The organism is Azonexus sp. GW821-FHT04F04, assembly GCF_059420025.1.
In genome coordinates, this window is record NZ_JBWKSX010000002.1 from 22,739 (window position 1) to 40,112 (window position 17,374).

Genomic DNA, 17,374 nt, shown 5'->3' on the forward strand with positions numbered 1-17,374 from the left:
CGGAAAATGTCAGTGAAATTGGCCAGTGGCGACACTGATTGAGGCGTGCGTTCCCGCGCTGCCAGCCTGACGGCTTATTGCGAGAAGTCGGCGGACTGCTTGAGGATGAAGACGTGACCGACTGACAGGCTGGAGTCAAACAGGCCGTCGTCGGCAAAGGTATCCAGATCGTCATCCAGCCCGTCGGCGACATCGAGCTGGCCGTCCAGTCCGAGCGCCTCGATTTCGGCCGCCAGCTCATGGTCTGACAACCTCCGGAAGCCACGAAAACCGTTTTCGAGCACCCCTTGCAGGTGCAGATAGCGCGCCTGATCATCCCGGTATTCAAGGCGGTCAAGGACCAGCAATCGGATCATTTCGTCACGCGTCATGGCGTTCTCCTTCACTCAAGCAACTGAAATGTAGTGCGTCTCCGTTACCTCCCGGTGAACAAAATATGACGACAGATTGCAAAGCGGCACATGCTCCCGTCGGGAGCATGTGCCGCTGCGAATGCCGCCAAAAAAGCGGCGTCAGATCAGGGCGCCAGCAGTTCGGCGCAGTGTCCGGGCTGGGCCGGTGCGTCGGCGATGGCGGCGCCGCGTGCTATGCACTGGTCAGGCGGCAGCGCCTTGCCGTGCTCGACGTGGCTGACCAGCAGATCGAAAGCGCGCTGGGCATGCGGCTGGATGAACTCCAGTTGCGGCAAAGTCAGCTTGTAGGTTTCGATGTGGTTGCCGTTTTGCACTTCGTAGAGCCGGTAGGCCGGATTGCGATCATGGTGATGGTGACGACGCCGATGATGGTCATCGTCATCAAAGCGCTCAGTGCTGCTCGCCGCGACCTTGCGGGCGTAGGCGCGGGCGTGGTGATCGATCGGCAGCAATGCATCCATGGTGCCGGCGACGGTGATGAGCGGACGCTGGATGCGGCCGGTGGTGGCGAAATCGGCGACGTTGTCGTCGGCACTGGACACCGGCAGGCGGGCGAAGTAGTTGTAGTTTTCCGGTCCGCTACCGTAGGTGTCGTAGGTCGGATCGAGGCGCTTCTGCCACTGGCACAGCGTCACTTCCCAGAATGAGGCGGAATTCATCGACCACAGCGAGGTGGCGCCAGTGCCCAGATCGGGCGGGTAGCCGGCGCCGCGGATGTTTTTGGCGGCGGTGCTGGTCGAACTCATGCCGCCGGCGACGTAATCAGGGAAGTTGAGGACAGCCGTCGGCAGATCGGTCAGCAGGTTCGGGCCACCTTCGTCGACGAAAGTACCTTCCCAATCGACGCCACCATCGAACCATTCCGGCGCTGACTCGACGGCCCGCCGGACCTGGTAGGCGCCGTTCGAGGTGCCGACGGCGTAGGTGTAGCGCGGCGATTTTCCGTAGTTGGCCGCGGCGCCTTTGTGGGCGAGTTTGGAGGCGAGCACCATGTAGTCGCGCCAGCGGGTGAATTCCTGGCCCGGGCCGTTATCGTAAAACTGGACCCACAAAGGCGAAGTGGGGTTGAGGCGGCAGGCCAGCGGGTCGCTGGCGTCACTGAACTTCAAATTGAGCACGCCCTTGTTCTGCGAGGCGTAGGCGTAACCCTTCTGGACGACGTAATCGCTCCAGGCAAAATCGCCGTTGAACTCACTGCGCGTGCCGGAGGCACCGGCGACGACGAGACGACCATTCCATTTGGCCGGCAGCCGCAACAGGAAGCGCGCCTGACCGGTCGGGTCGCTGGCGATCCGCGCGTTGAGCTGAACGCCGGGCACCGCAGCGGTGATCGGCGGGCGATTGGCGGCGTCCGGAGCAATCGTCGCGCGGTCGGTCTGCGGGGTGAAGGCAAAAGGCGGCAGGCCGGGCAGCGAGTTGTTGGCAGGGGTCGTCGCCGGGTTGGCGGTGGTCAGGTCGGCGCTGTCGACGCAACTGACATCGACCAGTTGATTGCCGAAAGCCTGAATCAGACTGGCGCACCGGTCAGCCTGGGCAGCGCCGGCGCCGAGCAGCATGATCAGCGCGCCGAGGTAGCGGACGGCCGGTAGCGACGACGCAATATTGGGTCTTTTCATGTTTTGTCTCCTTCTGATTTTGGGGAAAATTTCCGGTTGACCGTGGCAGCCAACCGCATGACATCCTAATACAGCCCGGGGCTGCCTAGTCATGAAAAATGGGTATGGAAAACCCTTAGAAAGATAGCAAAAAATGTCTGGATCATTCGCCATGACGCCATTTGTCATATGCCGGCAACAAACCAGATCTAGAGTCAGGCGCGGGGGAATGCCGGCGCAAAGACGAAGGCGTGGCGCAACAATCAGATAGCGCCCGTTCGATATCCGGCGATCCAACTTTCGACAACATCGAACCTGAAAAAGAGATCATGAAACTCAAACCAACAATCGCATTGCTGAGCATTTTGTTCGCCGGCGCCGCCCAGGCTGCCCCGACTTTCGTCAACGGCCTGACCCTGGATGGCGGGATGCTCGACCTGTCCGGCGGCACGACGGTCAACAACGGCCGCCTCGGCTATTTCTCCGATATTTACTACGACACCAACCGCAACGAGTGGTGGGGCCTGTCCGATCGTGGTCCGGGCGGCGGCACGCTGAGCTACGACACCCGCGTCCAGCGCTTCTCGCTCGACGTCGATTACAACACCGGCGCCATCTCCAACTTCCAGATCAAGCAAACCATCGTTTTCAACAATGCCGGAAGTTCGCTCAACGGCATTGCCCCGAGCCCGACCAGCACATTGGGGAATTCGATGGACCCGGAAGGTTTCGTCGTCAATCCGAAGACCGGCAACTTCCTGGTTTCCGACGAGTACGGCCCGTCAGTACGTGAATTTGACCGCAACGGCAATCTGCTCCGCACCTTCGTTACGCCGGCCAATCTGATCCCGCGCAACGGTGCATCCGGCGTTGCCAACTTTGCCGGAGACACGGGCAACACGGCAGGAAAACGGACCAATCGCGGCTTCGAAGGTCTGGCCATCAGCCCGGATGGCAAGTACGCCTATGCCATGCTGCAAAGCGCCATACTTGACGAAGGCGGCAGCAGCGGCAAGACGAATCGTATCGTCAAGTTCGATATTGAAACCGGCACAGCAGTTGCCCAGTACGCTTACGACATGAAGCGCTCCAGCCAGGGGCAAGGAATCTCCTCGCTGGTCGCCATCAATGATCACGAGTTTTATGTTCTCGAGCGCAACAATCAGGGCATCGGGGTTGGCGCTACGCTTGGAACCGCTGATAAGGAAGTCTACAAAATTGACATAGCCGGTGCGACCGATGTCAGCAGCATCGATCTCGATGCTGTCGGCGCCGTTTACACCAAGGTCAGCAAATCGGCCAAGTTCCTCGATCTCGATGCCGACACGCTGGCCGCCCTCGGCAACAAGTCGCCGGAAAAATGGGAAGGCCTGGCCATCGGACCAAAGCTGGCCGACGGCAGCTTCCTGATGCTGGCCGGCACCGATAACGACTACAGCGTCACGCAGAATGGCTCAAATGAGCAGTTCGACGTCTATTTCCGTTTCAGCGATGCTGATCCGTATGCCACTTCGATCCAGTGCCCGCTCGGCCAGACCACCGGCTGCATCAGCACCGCCGATGCAACTGGCGCCACGCTTAACAGCGACTACAAGCTGCTGCCCGGTGTCCTGCACGCCTACAAGGTCAGCGCCGCCGACCTCGCCGGCTATACGGCACCCGTCCCGGAACCGGAATCGTGGGCCATGCTGATGGCTGGTCTTGGCTTGATCGGCTTTACCGCCCGTCGGCGTCAGGCGAAGTAAGCTTCTGAGCCGTCCCGCACAGCAGTGCGGGACGCTGTGCAGCACGGCTCCGCCTTACTTGTCGGAGCCGATGCCCAGCACCTGCTTTTCATTCAGCTGCTGGTAGAGAAAAGTCATCTGGCCACCGGAAATCTCTTCAACGCCATACGTGCCATTGATCACGTCGCCGACCTTGGCGATGATGTGTTTGCCCTGATGGTTGAGAAAGACGCGTGTTTCGCCCCCCTCGCTGAGCTTGCCGAGATACTGGAAAGGCAGCGGCGGGGCTGTCGGTTTGGGCGGTTTGGGTGGCGGTGGCGCGACGTACCAGCTCTTGTTGCGGAAGGGGTCGATGGGCTTGGTGCCCTCCTCCGTCTTGCTCTCATCGACTGCCTCGAGCAGCGCCGGCTCGGGAAAATTGAGTGGCGCGGCGGCCAGCTCGGTCGTCCGTTCCTTCGCCCCGACGCGCCGGCTCTCCGCCGCCGACGAAGCGGCTGATTTGCTGGCAACACTGCCCTTGCGCTTGCTCTTTTCCGGCACCGGTTCGTCGTCAATCAGGTAGCCGGCGACGAGGGTAGCTGAGAGCAGGCCGCCGAGAATGATCCAGCGTTGTTTCGGCGTCATGCCGTCTTCCTCCGGCCGAAGAGGATGAAGCGCAATTGCGCCTCAACGTCGCCGCTGCCGATGTTTTCACGGCGCAGGCTGATGTCCTCGACGGCCAGATCGGGGAACTCCTGGCGCACCGCGGCCACGTAGCGGCGTATGGTCTGGTAGCTGCCCTTGACTGGCAGGTTCAGCACGTAGCGGTCAAAAAGACCATCCTTGCCGGGCACCAGCCGATAGTCGCCAGTCGGAATTTGCAGGCCTTCCTTGCTCGCCAGTTCAAGCAGGCTGCCAAGCTCGGCATTGAGCTGGTCCTCGGTGGGAAAACGGTCGAGCAGGCGCTGCCGGGTATCTTCCGGGGTCACGCGCTCGGTCTGGCTTTCCATTGTGGCGCGGCGGGCGCTGCGTTCGAGGCTGGCCAGACGACGCTCGGCTTCCTCGATGGCGTCTTCGCGACCGGGCAACACGACAATGTGGGTCAGCGCGGCGGCAACGACCAGCAAAAAGGCGATCAGCGGCAGCACCGGCAGATTGGCCACGGCAAAGCGCAGGCGAGCGAGCAGGAGGTTCAGGAACCGGTCAGCCATGTTGCGGCAATCTCGAAGAGGATGGGTTGTTGCGGGTCGCTTTGCTTGATCTGATGCGAGAGCAGCACGGCTTTGTCGAGCGGTTCGCGGCGCAGGGCTTCGACAAAGGCGAGCGCCGCCGCCATGTTGCGCGCCTCGCCGGAAATCTGCACCGCCTTGCCGGCCGCGCTGGGGCGAATGGCGAGCAGGGCGACGTCCTCGCTGCTTGCCGCGTCGATGCTGCGGTAGAGCTTTTCCCAGTCGATGCGGATGAGGCCGATGGTCTGGCGCAGGGTCTTGCCTTCCTCGGCCGAAAAAACGTTTTCCGGGCGGCTGTCACGACGGCCGGCATCGACCCGATCGGCCCGCCGCTTGGCCTGGGCCAGCCGGGCTTCGACTTCCTCCTGCTGGCTGAGCAGCGTGCGGTCTTCGAGCCAGGCGTCAGCGCAAAGCAGCACGCCGGCGAGGAGCAGGACAACCGTCAACAGGCCGGGTCGGCGCGGCTGAAAATCCAGGCCCAAATCACGCATGGGTGCCTCCGGTGACTGGCGTAACCAGCATCGTTTCCCAGCCGCCGGCGAGCTTTGGGGCGACGACGGCAGATGCAGAAATCAGCACTTTTTTCCCGTTGACCGTGGCAGATTCGGCGGCCAGCAAGCCGGCCAGCTCACCCGCCAGAATGGCCGGCTCCGTCGTACTGGCGCGGTGATTGCGCAGGCTGGCAAGCTCGCCGTCGCGCACGCCGGCCAGGGTCAGCCAACCGAGGTCGAGGCAGGCCAGCCAGCCGTCGTTCAACTGTGTCTGCTGCGCCGCCAGCTCGGCGATCAGCCGCGGCTGCACGCTGTTCAGGCGCAGGCGCCGGGCCTTGGCGGCAGCGCGCAGGCCAGCCAGCAACTGACGGTCGATACCGGCGGCAATGCCGCTCTTGCCGAAGGACGGACGGTCGAGCGCGATGTCCAGCGCCGCGGCCCGTTCGCCCAGCGCGTTGCGAAACAGGGCGCGGGCCATGTCCAGTCGGGCCGCCTTGCCGGTCAGCATCTCGCTCCACGGCAGCAAGGTGTAGCGGACCAGATGGTCGGCGACGATGATGCGCAGGGCAGCCCCCTGGCCGGCAGTCTTGAGCAAGGCATCGGCAGCGGCCAGCACCGGCTGCCAGTCGGCTTCGCCCGGCGTCGGCGGCGCCACCTCGGCCGTTTGGCTGGACGGCGCACCGCGCCACGGCTGCCGTTCGAGAACGACGCGCTGCGGGTGAATGAAGAGGGTCAGGCGGTCAAGCCACGAAAGTGACACGGTTGGCTTCTTCCAGGCTGGTTATCCCGTCGCGGACGAGGTCGAGGGCGCTTTCGCGCAGTGAGCGGGTGCCGTTACGGCGGGCCGCTTCCTTGAGTTGGCGGATCGGGGCGCGGCTGATGATCAGTTCGCGGATTTCGTCGTTGAGAACGAGCAGTTCGGCGATGGCCTTGCGGCCGCGATAGCCGGTTCCGCGGCAGGTGCCGCAGCCGACCGCGCGGCGGAATTTCCAGTCGGCACCGGCCACCGTGCCGATATCGGCATCGGTCAGTTCTTCGCCGGTCGGTGTCGTCGGCTGCATGCAGGCCGGGCACAGGGTACGGATCAGCCGTTGGGCGACAACGCCGTTGAGCGCCGAAACGAGGTTGTATGGGTCGACTTCCATGTGCAGGAAGCGGCCGATGACGTCGAAAACATTGTTGGCGTGCACCGTGGTGAATACCAGGTGACCGGTCAGCGCGGCCTGGACGGCAATCTGCGCCGTCTCCGAGTCGCGGATTTCGCCGACCATGATCTTGTCCGGGTCGTGACGCAGGATGGAGCGCAGGCCGCGGGCGAAAGTCAGGCCTTTTTTCTCGTTGACCGGGATCTGCAGGACGCCGGAAAGCTGGTATTCGACCGGATCTTCGATGGTGATGATCTTGTCTTTGCCGTCGTTGATTTCAGTCAGTGCCGCGTAGAGCGTCGTCGTCTTGCCGGAACCGGTCGGGCCGGTCACCAGCACCATGCCGTAGGGCTCGCTGGACAGCCGGCGGATGCGCGCCATGATGTCGGCGTCGAAGCCCATGGCGTCGAGACGCAGGCCCTGCAGGTGATCGGTCAGCGCCTGCTTGTCGAGCACGCGCAACACGGCGTCCTCGCCCCAGATACTGGGCATGATGGAGACGCGGATGTCGATCTCGCGGTCCTGCCAGCTGACCTTGAAACGGCCGTCCTGCGGCACGCGGCGCTCGGAGATATCGAGCTCGGAGAGCACCTTGACGCGGGAAATCATCTGCTCGGCGGTGTCGACGCCGTCGATCGACCCGGCGTAATTGAGCACGCCGTCGATGCGGTACTTGATGGCCAGGCCGCGATTGTTGGCCTCGACATGGATATCGCTGGCCCCGGCTTTCAGGCCATCGTGCAGCGTTGACCGCAGGAGACGGACGACGGCGCTGCCGTCTTCGGAAATGCGTTGCAGCGAGAGGTCTTCGGCCACCGAACCGATGGCGATCTGGCCGCCCTCGCCGCTCAGACTGCCGTCGAGCGCCCGAACCCGGGTTTCTTCACGGGCCAGGAAGGCAGTTAAAACCGAAGGCGGCGCCAGGCGCCAGTGCAGCGGCTTGCCGAGCGGCACCAGGCCTTCGAGCCAGTCGCGCACGGTGACGTCGAAGGGGTTGGGCGTGGCGATCAGGTAGGCATCGCCGGCTTCGAGGACCAGCGCCTGACGCCGGATGAATTCTGCAAACGGCGCCAGCGACAGGGCCAGCGAGTGTTCGGAAAGCTCAGCCAGGCTGATCGCATTGAGGCCGAAGGCCAGGGCCGTCAATTCGCCAGCCGCCTCTTCGCTCTGGCCGAAATCGGCCTGCAGGGCAGCCATCACGGCCGGCAGGCCACGACCGGCCGCCGCCAGCTGGCATGCCTCGCCGAGCAGGACATCGTGTTCCTGGCGTTCCATCGACAAGTGCGCCTCCCTTGGTGAGTTCATCGCTTACTCTACTGAAAATTGCCGGCCAGTTCGAAGATCGGCATGTACAGAAGCAGCACGATGCCACCAATGACGCCGCCGATCACCGTCATCAGCAAGGGTTCGAACAAACGGGTGAACATGTCGACGAGGCGATTGATTTCCTCGTCGTAGAAGGTGGCGACGGCTTCCATCATGTCGCCGAGCTGGCCGCTGCGTTCGCCGACGGCAATCATGCGCAGCGCCACCGGCGTGGTCAGGCCGCCGCGTTCGGCCGCCTGCGAAAACGGTCGCCCCTGTTCGATGTCGGCCACCGCCTGCAGCAAGCCGGCGCGCAGGGCAACGGGGAGAATGTCGGCGACCATGCCGAGCGTCGTTTTGAGGGGAATGCCGGCGCGCAGCAACATGCCGGTGGTCCGGTAAAAACGCGCCAGGAAGATCAGCCGGATACGCTCGCCAAGGGCCGGCACGCGCCAGGCGGCGCGGGCGACGGCGGCACGTACGGGCGGCAGCGAGAACAGGCCGACCAGCGCGGCGACGCCCAGCGCGACGCCAACAGCCAGCCCGGCAGCGTGGTTGTTGATGAAGCCGCCCCAGGCGAAAAGCAGACTCGACAGCCCTTCCGGATCGCGCCCGCTATCGGCGAAGACCAGGGCAAAGCGCGGCACGACATAGCCGAGCAGAAAGAGCGTAACAATCGCCCCGACCGACATCAGCAAGACCGGGTAGATGGCAGCGCTGACGATTTTCTTCTTGAGGTCGGCCAGTTTTTCGTGGAAGACAATGTAGCGCTGCAGCGCTTCGGGCATGTCGCCGGTGCGTTCGCTGGCCCTGACTGTTGCCACGTACAGATCGGGAAAGGCCTCGGGATGATGCTGCATCGCCGTCGACAGTGACTGCCCTTCACGCAGGTGGCCGAGCAGACGGCTCAGGACCTCGGAGGTCGCCGAGCCCTGGTCCTGCTCGGACAGCGTCTCCAGGCCTTCGACGACGGTCAGGCCGGCCTTGAGCAGCGAGAGCATCTGCCGGGTGAACAGCGGCAGCGGAAACTTGCCGCCGCGCGCCCGTCCGCTGCGCTGGCCTATGGCCCGCGACGAGACGATGACACCGCCCTGCAAGGCCGGCGCTGCGCCAAGCAGTTCCGGTGATTCGGCCGCCACCGTCAGTCGGCAAACACCCCGACCGGGAAAGACGGCCATCACGTCGTAATCCATTGTCAGCCGCGACTCACCAGTTGGTGATATCGGCGTTTTCGTCCTCGCCGCCGGCCTTGCCATCCTTGCCGAAGGAGAAGAGATCGAAGTCGCCGTGTTCTCCGGGCTGGGCGTACTGGTAGGCGGCGCCCCACGGGTCTGCCGGCACCTCCTTCTTGAGGTAGGGGCCCTGCCAGCGGCTCTCGCCAGCCGGACGCTTGGTCAGCGCGGCAAGTCCCTGCTCGGTATTGGGGTAACGACCGACATCGAGACGATATTGGTCGAGTGCCTTTTCCAGGCCGTCGATCTGGGCGCGCGTCGCCTTGATTTCCGATTTGCCGATCTGCGAAAAATACTTTGGCCCGACATAACCGGCGAGAAGACCGATGATGACCATGACGACGAGCAGTTCAAGCAGGGTAAATCCGCGCTGACGCAGCCGGGAAACGACGCCGGGCGCGAAAAGGCGGCCAAGGATTCGGGAAATTAGTTTATGCAACACGGGTTCGCCAAGGGAGATTAAGTATCCAGGGAATAATACTATGCAAGCTGCGTTACATGACCATGACGCTACCGTCACTGAAAGCTGGCCAAGCCCCGGTTACCCGCCGGTCAATTCCCGGTAACACAGGCAGGTTAAGCTGGGCGGACAACTCGATTATGATTCGACCATGCGCCTCAACTCAGCCCTCTTCTGCCTTGCCGTCACCGCGCTTGCTCCCCTGCAGGCTCAGGCGGTCGGCGGCATTTTCGGCTTTGTCGACGAGGACGGTGTCGAGCACCTGAGCAACATTCCGGACGACAAGCGCTACCGGCTGGTGCTGGCCGACCGTTTCGAACCGGCCCGCACCGCCTTGCGCGCACCGCGCGGCGTACTCGCCCTGCCCTACGGCCAGCGGCCGTTTCACGATTCGGTCATGCGCGCCAGCAACGAGTCCGGCGTCGACGCCAAGCTGCTGCATGCGGTGATCACCGTCGAATCCGGCTACAACCAGGGCGCCGTTTCACCGAAGGGGGCAACCGGCCTGATGCAGTTGCTGCCCGGCACTGCCAAACGCTATGGCACGGTCAACCTGCTCGACCCCGGCGAAAACATCCGCGCCGGCGCCCGCTACCTGCGCGATCTGCTGGCACTGTTCGACAACAATCTCGAACTGGCGCTGGCCGCTTACAACGCCGGTGAAAACGCCGTCATCCGCCATGGCCGCCGCCTGCCGCCCTACGCCGAAACCCGGCGCTACGTGCCGCTGGTCGTCGCGCATTACCGCCGGATGCAGGGAAACTGAGCGCCTTTCCAGACCAATCCCACGGTCAACCGGAAATATTGGCCAAAATCAAAAAGTCAGGATTAGTGGCTTAGTTGCCATCCGGGGTGATCGAGAAGCGATAGCCCATACCGCGCACGGTCTGCACCATGCCGTCCAGCGCGTGGTTTTCGAGAACGCTGCGCAGGCGACGGATATGCACGTCAACCGTCCGCTCCTCGATGTGTGAACGACCGCCCCAAACATAATCGAGCAACTGGCCGCGGCTATGGACGCGCTCGGCATGGGTCATCAGGAAATGCAGCAAGCGGAATTCAGTCGGTCCCAGACCAATCGGCTCCTCGCCGGCCAACGCCTTGCGCGAATTGGGCACCAGGCGCAAACCGCCGATTTCAACCGAACCTTCAAGCATTTTCGGGTCGCGCCGACGGATCACCGCCTTGACGCGGGCGACCAGTTCGCGCGGCGAGAATGGCTTGGTCACGTAGTCATCGGCGCCGATTTCAAGTGCCGAAATCTTGTCGACCTCTTCGCTGCGGGCGGTCAGCATGATCACGGGAATTTCACGCCAGCGGGAATCGGCGCGGACATGGCGGATCAGCTGAAAACCGGACATGCCGGGCAGCATCCAGTCCACCAGCAACACATCGGGCGCGTTCGACGACAGAACCTGCCAGGCGGCCTCGGCACTGTCGACGGCATGCACCTCAAACCCCGCGTACTTGAGGTTAATCGTGATCAACTCGTTGACGTACGGCTCGTCTTCAACGACAAGAACTCTTGCAGACATCTCTCGCCCATTTGCTTGCATTCACAGCCGCTCAGGATATTCCGGCAACATTACCGGATGATGATATTTAGATTTCCGCCACGCTTCTTACCAGAAATACCAGGCACCAGTCGCCAGCACCCAAACCCCCAGACCGGCGTTGGTCACGGCATGTGCCGCAATCGGAATCCACAAATTGCCGCTACGCACGTATAGCCAGCCATAGACCAGGCCAGCCAGCATGCCCGCGGCCCACTGGCTGTGTTCAAGCCCGAAAGCGATACTGGAAAAGAGCATGGCGCGCAGGCCGATGCGGGCCGGGTCGACCGCCAAAAAATCGGCCTCGTCGAGCCAGCGCATGATCAGCGAGCGCCAGAACAATTCTTCCATGAGCGGCACCACCAGCGCCGAACCGGCCAGTCGCATCAAGGCCAGCGACCAGTCGATACTGCCATCGGCCGCGCGCGGCTCGAATCCGGAGCCCGACTGGCCGAGCACGAAAATGCCGGAATCCAGCAACAACCAGATGCCCAGAACCATCAGGCCAGCCGCCAAGGCCAGTCCGAATTCCCGAATGGACAGATGACGCGCCGCAGTCAGTTCAGTGAAGCTCGGCCAAAAAACGTAGAGCAGACTAGCCACTACGGCCGAACGAATACCGTAAAACCAGCGCGGGTCGATTACCCCGCCCAACTGCGCCGCCAACCACGGCTCGACCGCCATCAGGCCGATGAAAACCGCGAACGGCAAGGCACGGGCCACGACCGGAGCCGGAAAAGACAAGCCGCGCGCCAGAACGCCGACGCTCATGAGCCGACGCGCTGGCTATCCACCTTTTCGCGCATATCCTCGACCGCGTTCTCGATCTCGACCCGCTTCAGGCCGGTGAACGGCTCGCCCTGCAAGCTGCTGTCGAGACAGCTTTTCTTTTCATAGAGATCGAGCACCTGATTGCTCACCTTGCGCAGCTCCTGGCCCCGCTCGGTACACATCTGCAGTTGCTGCTTCTCGGCCGCCAACGCAGCCTGCAGGCGCTTGCCTTCGGCCTCTGCGGCACGCTGCGCCTCCTGAGTCTTGCGCAACTCGGCCTCGGTTTCGGCCAGCTTGGCGGCAGTCGCATCGCGGGCTGCACGCAGGGCAGCAGCATCACGACTCAGCGCCGCAGCCCGACGTGACTCGCCTTCCACCTTTTTGCGAACATCCCCCAACTCGCTTTCCGCCGCAGCCTTCTGCTCGGCCAGTTCGGTCTTCTCCCGCTCCAACTGGCGCTGCATCTGTTGCAAGCGGCGGACTTCACCCTTGTTCGGATCGGCTTTTTTTTCTGCGGCCAAAGCTGGCGCCGCAGCAAACGTGGCTGCCAGAAACAGGGCTACGAGCGTTGTTTTAGAAGCGCACATTGACGTCAGCCTGCAGAAGATCGACCCCGAAACGATGTGCCGGATCGAGCGAGAAGGATTCAATGGACTGAGCCGACATCCAGCGCAACGAGAGCCAGGCGTTCTGATCGACACCATAGTTCAGGCCCAGCTGGTAGCCCTTGAGGTTGGTACCACCAAGGCCGAAATCGGAGTCCGTAAAGGCGTCGACCGTGGCATCGGAACCAAGATAGCGGTAAGCGAAGGAACCCTGCCAGTCATGCCGTTTTTCCAGCTTAGGCATGCCGACAGCAAGCTTGAAGAGGTAGCCGTAATCCTTGCCATCGGTCAGCGCAACCCCCGTCCGACGCTGGATTTCGCTGCGATCGAAAGCGGTATTCTTGACGTAATCGGCGGTCAGCACGACATGGACGGGATCAAAGTGGGCCAGATCGAGCGAGGCGGTCAGGTTGATCGGGCGGAACTTGGAGGCTAGGCCCCAGATGCTGTTCGTATCAGACTGGTAAGCGGTATCGAACAGCGTATTGCCCTTCTGACGCAGGCCTGAGCCATATTCATACTGACCGTAGGTAGCTGATCCACCAAGTTGATAGCTTTGGTAATTTGCCTGCGTTTCCGGCCGGCCCTCAAGATTCTCGTAATCGTATAGCGCTACCCCGAAACTCAAGCGGCTATTCGGCATCAACTGCCACTTGGCGCCGAGCTGTGCGCCACGCAACCATCGACTGCTCTTTGACGGTGGGCCGTCCTCACGTAGCGGGAAGGCACCGATGGTAAGGAAGGGGCGAAAATCGCCATTGGCAAAACTGGGCTTGAACGTCGCCGCAACCCCTTCAAAATTCAGATCCTCGTCCCAGACGAGATCAGTCGAAAACCAGGGATTCGGGACACGTCCGCCCGTCACTGACATCCATTCGACCGGATCGTATTTCACGTATGCACGATCCACCAGGAACTGATACTTGTTGAAATCCTGTCCCATTGTCTGATTCGTCGACACCCGGTCGCTCGTCGTGCCCGTCGCCAGACGGACCCCGGCACTCCAGTCATCGGAAACCTTGGCCAGCATACCGAGTCTGGCTCGCACGCGGAAACGCTCGCGGTCAGTCTGGGTATTCGCCGAAACTGGAATGAAGCCGGCGGCCCGGGTCGTTTCGGGCGAAGATGTCAGCGCAAGGAAATAATCGTCGGGCGAAGCATTGCTTTTCGCAAACTCCTCCAACTGGTAGCGGACCCGAATGTCGCCCTCCCACTTGATCCGATCCAGCCACGATGGCACAGCATTCGGTTCGGCCCAGCGCTCGGCCTTGGCCTGGGCCAGCACCTCTTGGCGCAATTGGTCGCGAATCTCGTTCTTGACCGTTTCCGGCACGTACTGGACGCGGACCGGCGCGGCCGATTTTGACTTCTCGCGGGTCACTGTTTTCGCTGCCTTGGACTGGGCAGCCTTGACCATCGCATCGGCCTTTTCGCGGCTGAAAATACCCTGCTCGACCAGCGCATCGATCAAATTGAGCGTCGTTTCGCGCAGGGTTTCGAGCGATTCCCGGTCGTCGGCAAGCGCCGGCTGACCGGCCGCCAGCAAGCCGACAAAGACGCCGACCATGGCTTTGTGCAAAGGTTTTTGCGTGAATTTCATGGATTTCTCTCGTGGTTTCTTCAATTCAATTCGTAATCAGGGCGCGCCGCGGGCAGTGATGCGTATGCGGATCGGCTGCGGCATGTTCTCGGGTGGCGCTTCGCGCATGGCGGCGACTTGCAGCAAGGCTTCCCGGAGCAGTTCGTCCAGCCCGCTGTTACCGGTGCTTTGCGCCAGATCGGCTTTCTCGACCGAGCCGTCGCGACGCAGCCAGACGCGCACGGTGACGCGATAGTCGGATTCCTTCAGCTTGCGATTGCGGCTCAGCTGTTCCTGCAAATGGCGCTGCAGGCGGCCGGCGTACATACCCTGCGCAGCGCCTGTCGCCCCGATGTTGCCGCCGGCGTATTCGCGACCGACCGTGCCGGCGCCGAAGGCACTGTCGCCGTCGCCGGCCGCGCCTTCCATCTTGAGCGGCTCGTTCTGCGCCGGCTGCGGCGCTTCCTTGGGCGGCTCGATCTTGACGTCCTTGTTTTCCTTGGGCGGCTCGGGTTTCTTTTCTTCCTTGGGCGGCGGCGGTGGCGGTGGCGGTTTATCCGGCAGCAGGGTGACGACCGGCGGCTTGCGCGGCTTGCCGGACTTGCCGCCCATCAGGCTCATGATGCCCCAGGTCACAATGGCAATAATCGCGGCGCCAAGCACGGCGATCACGACAATACTCACCCAGCGCCGCGACGGCTTGATCTTTGTTTCCATGGCCGTCAGTTACCAATTCTCGCCGTGACGAGTCCCACGGCGCCGATGCCCATGGCGCCAGTGAGATCGAGCACTTCAACAACGCGCGCGTAGTTGACCGCCGGGTCGCCCTTGAGCACGACCGACGCCTTCGGGTCACGGGCCATGGTCGACTTTAGCTGGACCTCCAGTTCGCGAACCGAAACGCCGACACCGTTGAGGTGCAGCGAGCCGTCCGGCTTGATCTGGATGATCTTGATCTCGTGCTTTTCGGTGCTCGGCTTGCTCGACGGCTTGGGCAGATTGATCGACATGCCCGACACCGAGGCGGTGGTCATCAGGATGAAAATAACCAGCAGCACATAGGCGAGGTCGAGCATCGGTGTGACGTTGATGCTGTCGTAGGGTTTGGTTTCCGCTTGAACGTGCATGACCTACCTCTGCGCCCGCGTTGTCGCCAGGCCGAGATCGGTGATGCCGTTGCGTTTGAGCAACTCCATGACCTCCATGACCTTGGCGTACTGGGCCTGTCCGTCGCCCTTGATAACGATCGACAGCGCCGGATTGGCCGCTAGATACTGAGCCAGACGCAGGTCCAGCTGCTCCATGGTCACCGGGTAGGCGTCGATGAAGACGTCACCGTTGCGCGCCACCGTCACTGCCTTGGTACCCGGCTTGGCCAAACTGGTGCTGGCTGCCGTTTTCGGCAACTCGACCTTGACGCCCTGCACCGAAGCCGTCGTCATGATGATGAAAATGACCAGCAGCACATAGGCGAGGTCGAGCATCGGTGTGACATTGATCTCGTCGTAGGGCTGATTGTCTTCCTGAACCTGCATCGTCCTCGTTCCCGCTTAGACGGCGTACTGCTCGGCCGACTTGGTCAGGAACTCGTCGGCGAACACCTGGGTGTCGGCCGAGACGTTCTTGATCTTGATAGCCAGCCAGTTGTAGCCGAACAGGGCGGGAATCGCCACGGCCAGACCGGCGACGGTGGCGACCAGCGCAGCAGCAATACCCGGCGCGATCGAGTTCACATTGACGTCGCCAGCCGCGGCAATCGCCGCGAAAGTGATCATGACGCCGACCACGGTGCCGAGCAGGCCGAGGAAGGGGCCGCCGGAAATGGCGATGGTGAGCAGCACGATCTGGCTGTTCAGGCGCTGGTTCTCACGAACTAGCCCGGCATCCATGGCGGCGCGGATCGAATTGAGGGCAGCATCGGAGAGCTTGTTCTGGACACCGCTCTTGGTCTGGGTGTCGAAGCGGTGATGCATTTCCTGAATGCCGATCTTGTAGAGACGGAAGATCGTCGAATGGCGCATCGCCTCGTCTTCGCTCAGCGCCTTGGTATCCATCGAATCGGGTTGCAGCAGCTTGCGCGGATTGTCGCGGAAGCGGTTGAGGAAGGCATCGTTGGCCTTTTCCGCCTTGCCCAGGAACAGGGTCTTGCCAACCATGACAGCGCAGCTGATGACGGCCATGACGGCGAGAATGCCGATGACGATCCAGCCGTCCACCGTCAGCGCGCCGAGCAGGATGCCGACGTAGGAGGCCTCCCCAGCCGCCTCTTCTTCCTCGGCGCCATACATCAGGCTGTCCGGTTGCTGGCTGCCATGCAGGGCCTTGATGTAATCGGCCGAACGCGAGGTCGCGGCCAGCGTCACTTCATCCAGCTCGCCCTGGAAACCGGCACCGATCTGGATATCGCCAGCCGTGTCGTCGAGCGCGATATCGGCCGTGCCGGCTTCGGCGCCTTCCATGTAGAAGGTCAGCTTGCCGCCGATCAGCGTCATCGCCACGTGCTGCCAGGTATCGGCCAGCACCGTCGCCTTCGACGGGAATTCCTTGCCATTGACCACGGCCACCAGCTTGCCGCCCTTGAGCGCCAAGGCCAGGCTCTTGCCGCCTTCGCTTTGCTGGAACAAGGTACCGGAAGCATTGGCCACCGGCTTGATCCACGCCGTGAAAGTCAGGCCATTGGCAGTAATCAGCTTCAGCGAGGGAGACGCAGGAACCGTCAGCGTCGTACTGCCATCCAGGCTGGCTGCGTCACCGAGCGGACCAGCGACGGGTTTAATTGTCAAATTTTGCGGATTATTCCGGTTGACCGTGGAATCCTGTACCGGACCATTGTCGGAGAAATGCAATACGAGATTCTGGGCGGCATCGTAGCTGCCCTTCGCATCGCTGGCGGCAGCCGCCTTTTCATTACCCCAGAGCAGCGTGATCGCGTCCGTTTTGGCCAACGGGGCCAGCTTGGGCTGTTGCACCCAGATCACCGCCAGTTCGTTCGTCGAATCATATTTTTCGATATGAAAACGCAGTGGCGTCTTGCCATCGGCAGCCGTCACGCGCAGATCGCTACCGTCCGGCTTGGCTTCGGCAAAGGCAAAATTTCCGGTGTGCAGGCGCAAGGCCAACGGCAACTGGGCAGCCCCCAGCTTCAATTCAACGCCTTCGGCCGTCGTGTCGATCGCGGTCTTCTGCTTGTGCGCCCAGTCGTCGGCATTGAAGCCGTCGGCGGCGTGTGCGTTCAGGGCAAAAAGGCTCGCGGCCGCCATCATCCAGTGTGCAAGGTTTCTCATCGTCTTCAA

19 protein-coding genes are annotated in these 17,374 nt (G+C 62.3%); 2 read left to right on the plus strand and 17 right to left on the minus strand.

Going from position 1 to position 17,374, the window contains the following annotated elements:
• Positions 1 to 74 precede the first annotated feature (74 nt).
• Together AC07TV_RS05500 and AC07TV_RS05505 are read right to left on the minus strand one after the other, a co-directional pair.
• Positions 75 to 371 carry a hypothetical protein gene (locus tag AC07TV_RS05500; protein ID WP_494647402.1) on the minus strand — a complete coding sequence of 99 codons (297 nt, stop codon included), beginning with the start codon at positions 369 to 371 and terminating at the stop codon, positions 75 to 77.
• 146 nt (positions 372 to 517) lie between these two features.
• The gene (locus AC07TV_RS05505; RefSeq protein ID WP_494647403.1) at positions 518 to 2,029 is read right to left on the minus strand and encodes a 3-hydroxybutyrate oligomer hydrolase family protein; all 1,512 of its coding nucleotides are present in this window, start codon (positions 2,027 to 2,029) and stop codon (positions 518 to 520) included.
• Positions 2,030 to 2,337: 308 nt separating this feature from the next.
• On the opposite strand from AC07TV_RS05505, the gene AC07TV_RS05510 reads away from it, so the two are divergent.
• Positions 2,338 to 3,753 carry an esterase-like activity of phytase family protein gene (locus tag AC07TV_RS05510; RefSeq protein WP_494647404.1) on the plus strand — a complete coding sequence of 472 codons (1,416 nt, stop codon included), beginning with the start codon at positions 2,338 to 2,340 and terminating at the stop codon, positions 3,751 to 3,753.
• A 54-nt stretch (positions 3,754 to 3,807) separates the two neighbouring features.
• Here AC07TV_RS05510 and AC07TV_RS05515 read toward each other — a convergent pair whose 3' ends face one another.
• Genes AC07TV_RS05515 through gspG form a run of 7 tightly spaced genes read right to left on the minus strand, consistent with a single transcriptional unit; the run spans position 3,808 to position 9,531 of the window.
• Positions 3,808 to 4,356: a hypothetical protein gene (locus AC07TV_RS05515; RefSeq protein WP_494647405.1), complete on the minus strand. Its 549-nt coding sequence runs from the start codon at positions 4,354 to 4,356 to the stop codon at positions 3,808 to 3,810.
• Complete coding sequence (locus tag AC07TV_RS05520; RefSeq protein WP_494647406.1) at positions 4,353 to 4,922, minus strand: hypothetical protein; 570 nt, start codon at positions 4,920 to 4,922, stop codon at positions 4,353 to 4,355. The genes AC07TV_RS05515 and AC07TV_RS05520 overlap by 4 nt, the downstream gene beginning before the upstream one ends.
• Positions 4,904 to 5,431 carry a hypothetical protein gene (locus AC07TV_RS05525; protein ID WP_494647407.1) on the minus strand — a complete coding sequence of 176 codons (528 nt, stop codon included), beginning with the start codon at positions 5,429 to 5,431 and terminating at the stop codon, positions 4,904 to 4,906. The genes AC07TV_RS05520 and AC07TV_RS05525 overlap by 19 nt, the downstream gene beginning before the upstream one ends.
• The gene (locus AC07TV_RS05530; RefSeq protein WP_494647408.1) at positions 5,424 to 6,191 is read right to left on the minus strand and encodes a hypothetical protein; all 768 of its coding nucleotides are present in this window, start codon (positions 6,189 to 6,191) and stop codon (positions 5,424 to 5,426) included. Before AC07TV_RS05530 ends, AC07TV_RS05525 begins: the two co-directional genes overlap by 8 nt.
• Entirely contained in the window at positions 6,172 to 7,881 is a 1,710-nt protein-coding gene (locus AC07TV_RS05535; protein WP_494647409.1) for a GspE/PulE family protein, read from the minus strand. The genes AC07TV_RS05530 and AC07TV_RS05535 overlap by 20 nt, the downstream gene beginning before the upstream one ends.
• Positions 7,882 to 7,889: 8 nt before the next feature.
• Complete coding sequence (locus AC07TV_RS05540) at positions 7,890 to 9,074, minus strand: type II secretion system F family protein (RefSeq protein ID WP_494647410.1); 1,185 nt, start codon at positions 9,072 to 9,074, stop codon at positions 7,890 to 7,892.
• A 13-nt stretch (positions 9,075 to 9,087) separates the two neighbouring features.
• A complete protein-coding gene (gene gspG / locus AC07TV_RS05545; protein ID WP_494647751.1) occupies positions 9,088 to 9,531 on the minus strand; it encodes a type II secretion system major pseudopilin GspG in 444 nt (147 codons plus the stop codon).
• A 193-nt stretch (positions 9,532 to 9,724) separates the two neighbouring features.
• Between gspG and AC07TV_RS05550 the strand changes: the two genes are divergently transcribed.
• The gene (locus tag AC07TV_RS05550; protein WP_494647411.1) at positions 9,725 to 10,339 is read left to right on the plus strand and encodes a lytic transglycosylase domain-containing protein; all 615 of its coding nucleotides are present in this window, start codon (positions 9,725 to 9,727) and stop codon (positions 10,337 to 10,339) included.
• A 70-nt stretch (positions 10,340 to 10,409) separates the two neighbouring features.
• Here AC07TV_RS05550 and phoB read toward each other — a convergent pair whose 3' ends face one another.
• The 8 genes from phoB to AC07TV_RS05590 form a co-directional block, all read right to left on the minus strand.
• A complete protein-coding gene (phoB, locus tag AC07TV_RS05555) occupies positions 10,410 to 11,108 on the minus strand; it encodes a phosphate regulon transcriptional regulator PhoB (protein WP_494647412.1) in 699 nt (232 codons plus the stop codon).
• Positions 11,109 to 11,195: 87 nt separating this feature from the next.
• The gene (locus AC07TV_RS05560; RefSeq protein ID WP_494647413.1) at positions 11,196 to 11,897 is read right to left on the minus strand and encodes a CAAX prenyl protease-related protein; all 702 of its coding nucleotides are present in this window, start codon (positions 11,895 to 11,897) and stop codon (positions 11,196 to 11,198) included.
• Positions 11,894 to 12,418: a hypothetical protein gene (locus AC07TV_RS05565; RefSeq protein WP_494647414.1), complete on the minus strand. Its 525-nt coding sequence runs from the start codon at positions 12,416 to 12,418 to the stop codon at positions 11,894 to 11,896. Before AC07TV_RS05565 ends, AC07TV_RS05560 begins: the two co-directional genes overlap by 4 nt.
• 52 nt (positions 12,419 to 12,470) lie before the next feature.
• On the minus strand, positions 12,471 to 14,102 hold the full coding sequence (locus AC07TV_RS05570) for a putative porin (RefSeq protein WP_494647415.1): 1,632 nt from the start codon (positions 14,100 to 14,102) through the stop codon (positions 12,471 to 12,473).
• A gap of 36 nt (positions 14,103 to 14,138) precedes the next feature.
• Complete coding sequence (locus AC07TV_RS05575) at positions 14,139 to 14,798, minus strand: energy transducer TonB family protein (RefSeq protein ID WP_494647416.1); 660 nt, start codon at positions 14,796 to 14,798, stop codon at positions 14,139 to 14,141.
• Between the two features lie 5 nt (positions 14,799 to 14,803).
• A complete protein-coding gene (locus tag AC07TV_RS05580; RefSeq protein WP_494647417.1) occupies positions 14,804 to 15,208 on the minus strand; it encodes an ExbD/TolR family protein in 405 nt (134 codons plus the stop codon).
• 3 nt (positions 15,209 to 15,211) lie between these two features.
• Positions 15,212 to 15,616 (minus strand): ExbD/TolR family protein, encoded by a 405-nt coding sequence (locus tag AC07TV_RS05585; protein WP_494647418.1) that lies wholly within the window; start codon positions 15,614 to 15,616, stop codon positions 15,212 to 15,214.
• A 15-nt stretch (positions 15,617 to 15,631) separates the two neighbouring features.
• Positions 15,632 to 17,365 (minus strand): DUF2341 domain-containing protein, encoded by a 1,734-nt coding sequence (locus AC07TV_RS05590; RefSeq protein WP_494647419.1) that lies wholly within the window; start codon positions 17,363 to 17,365, stop codon positions 15,632 to 15,634.
• Between the last annotated feature and the right edge of the window lie 9 nt (positions 17,366 to 17,374).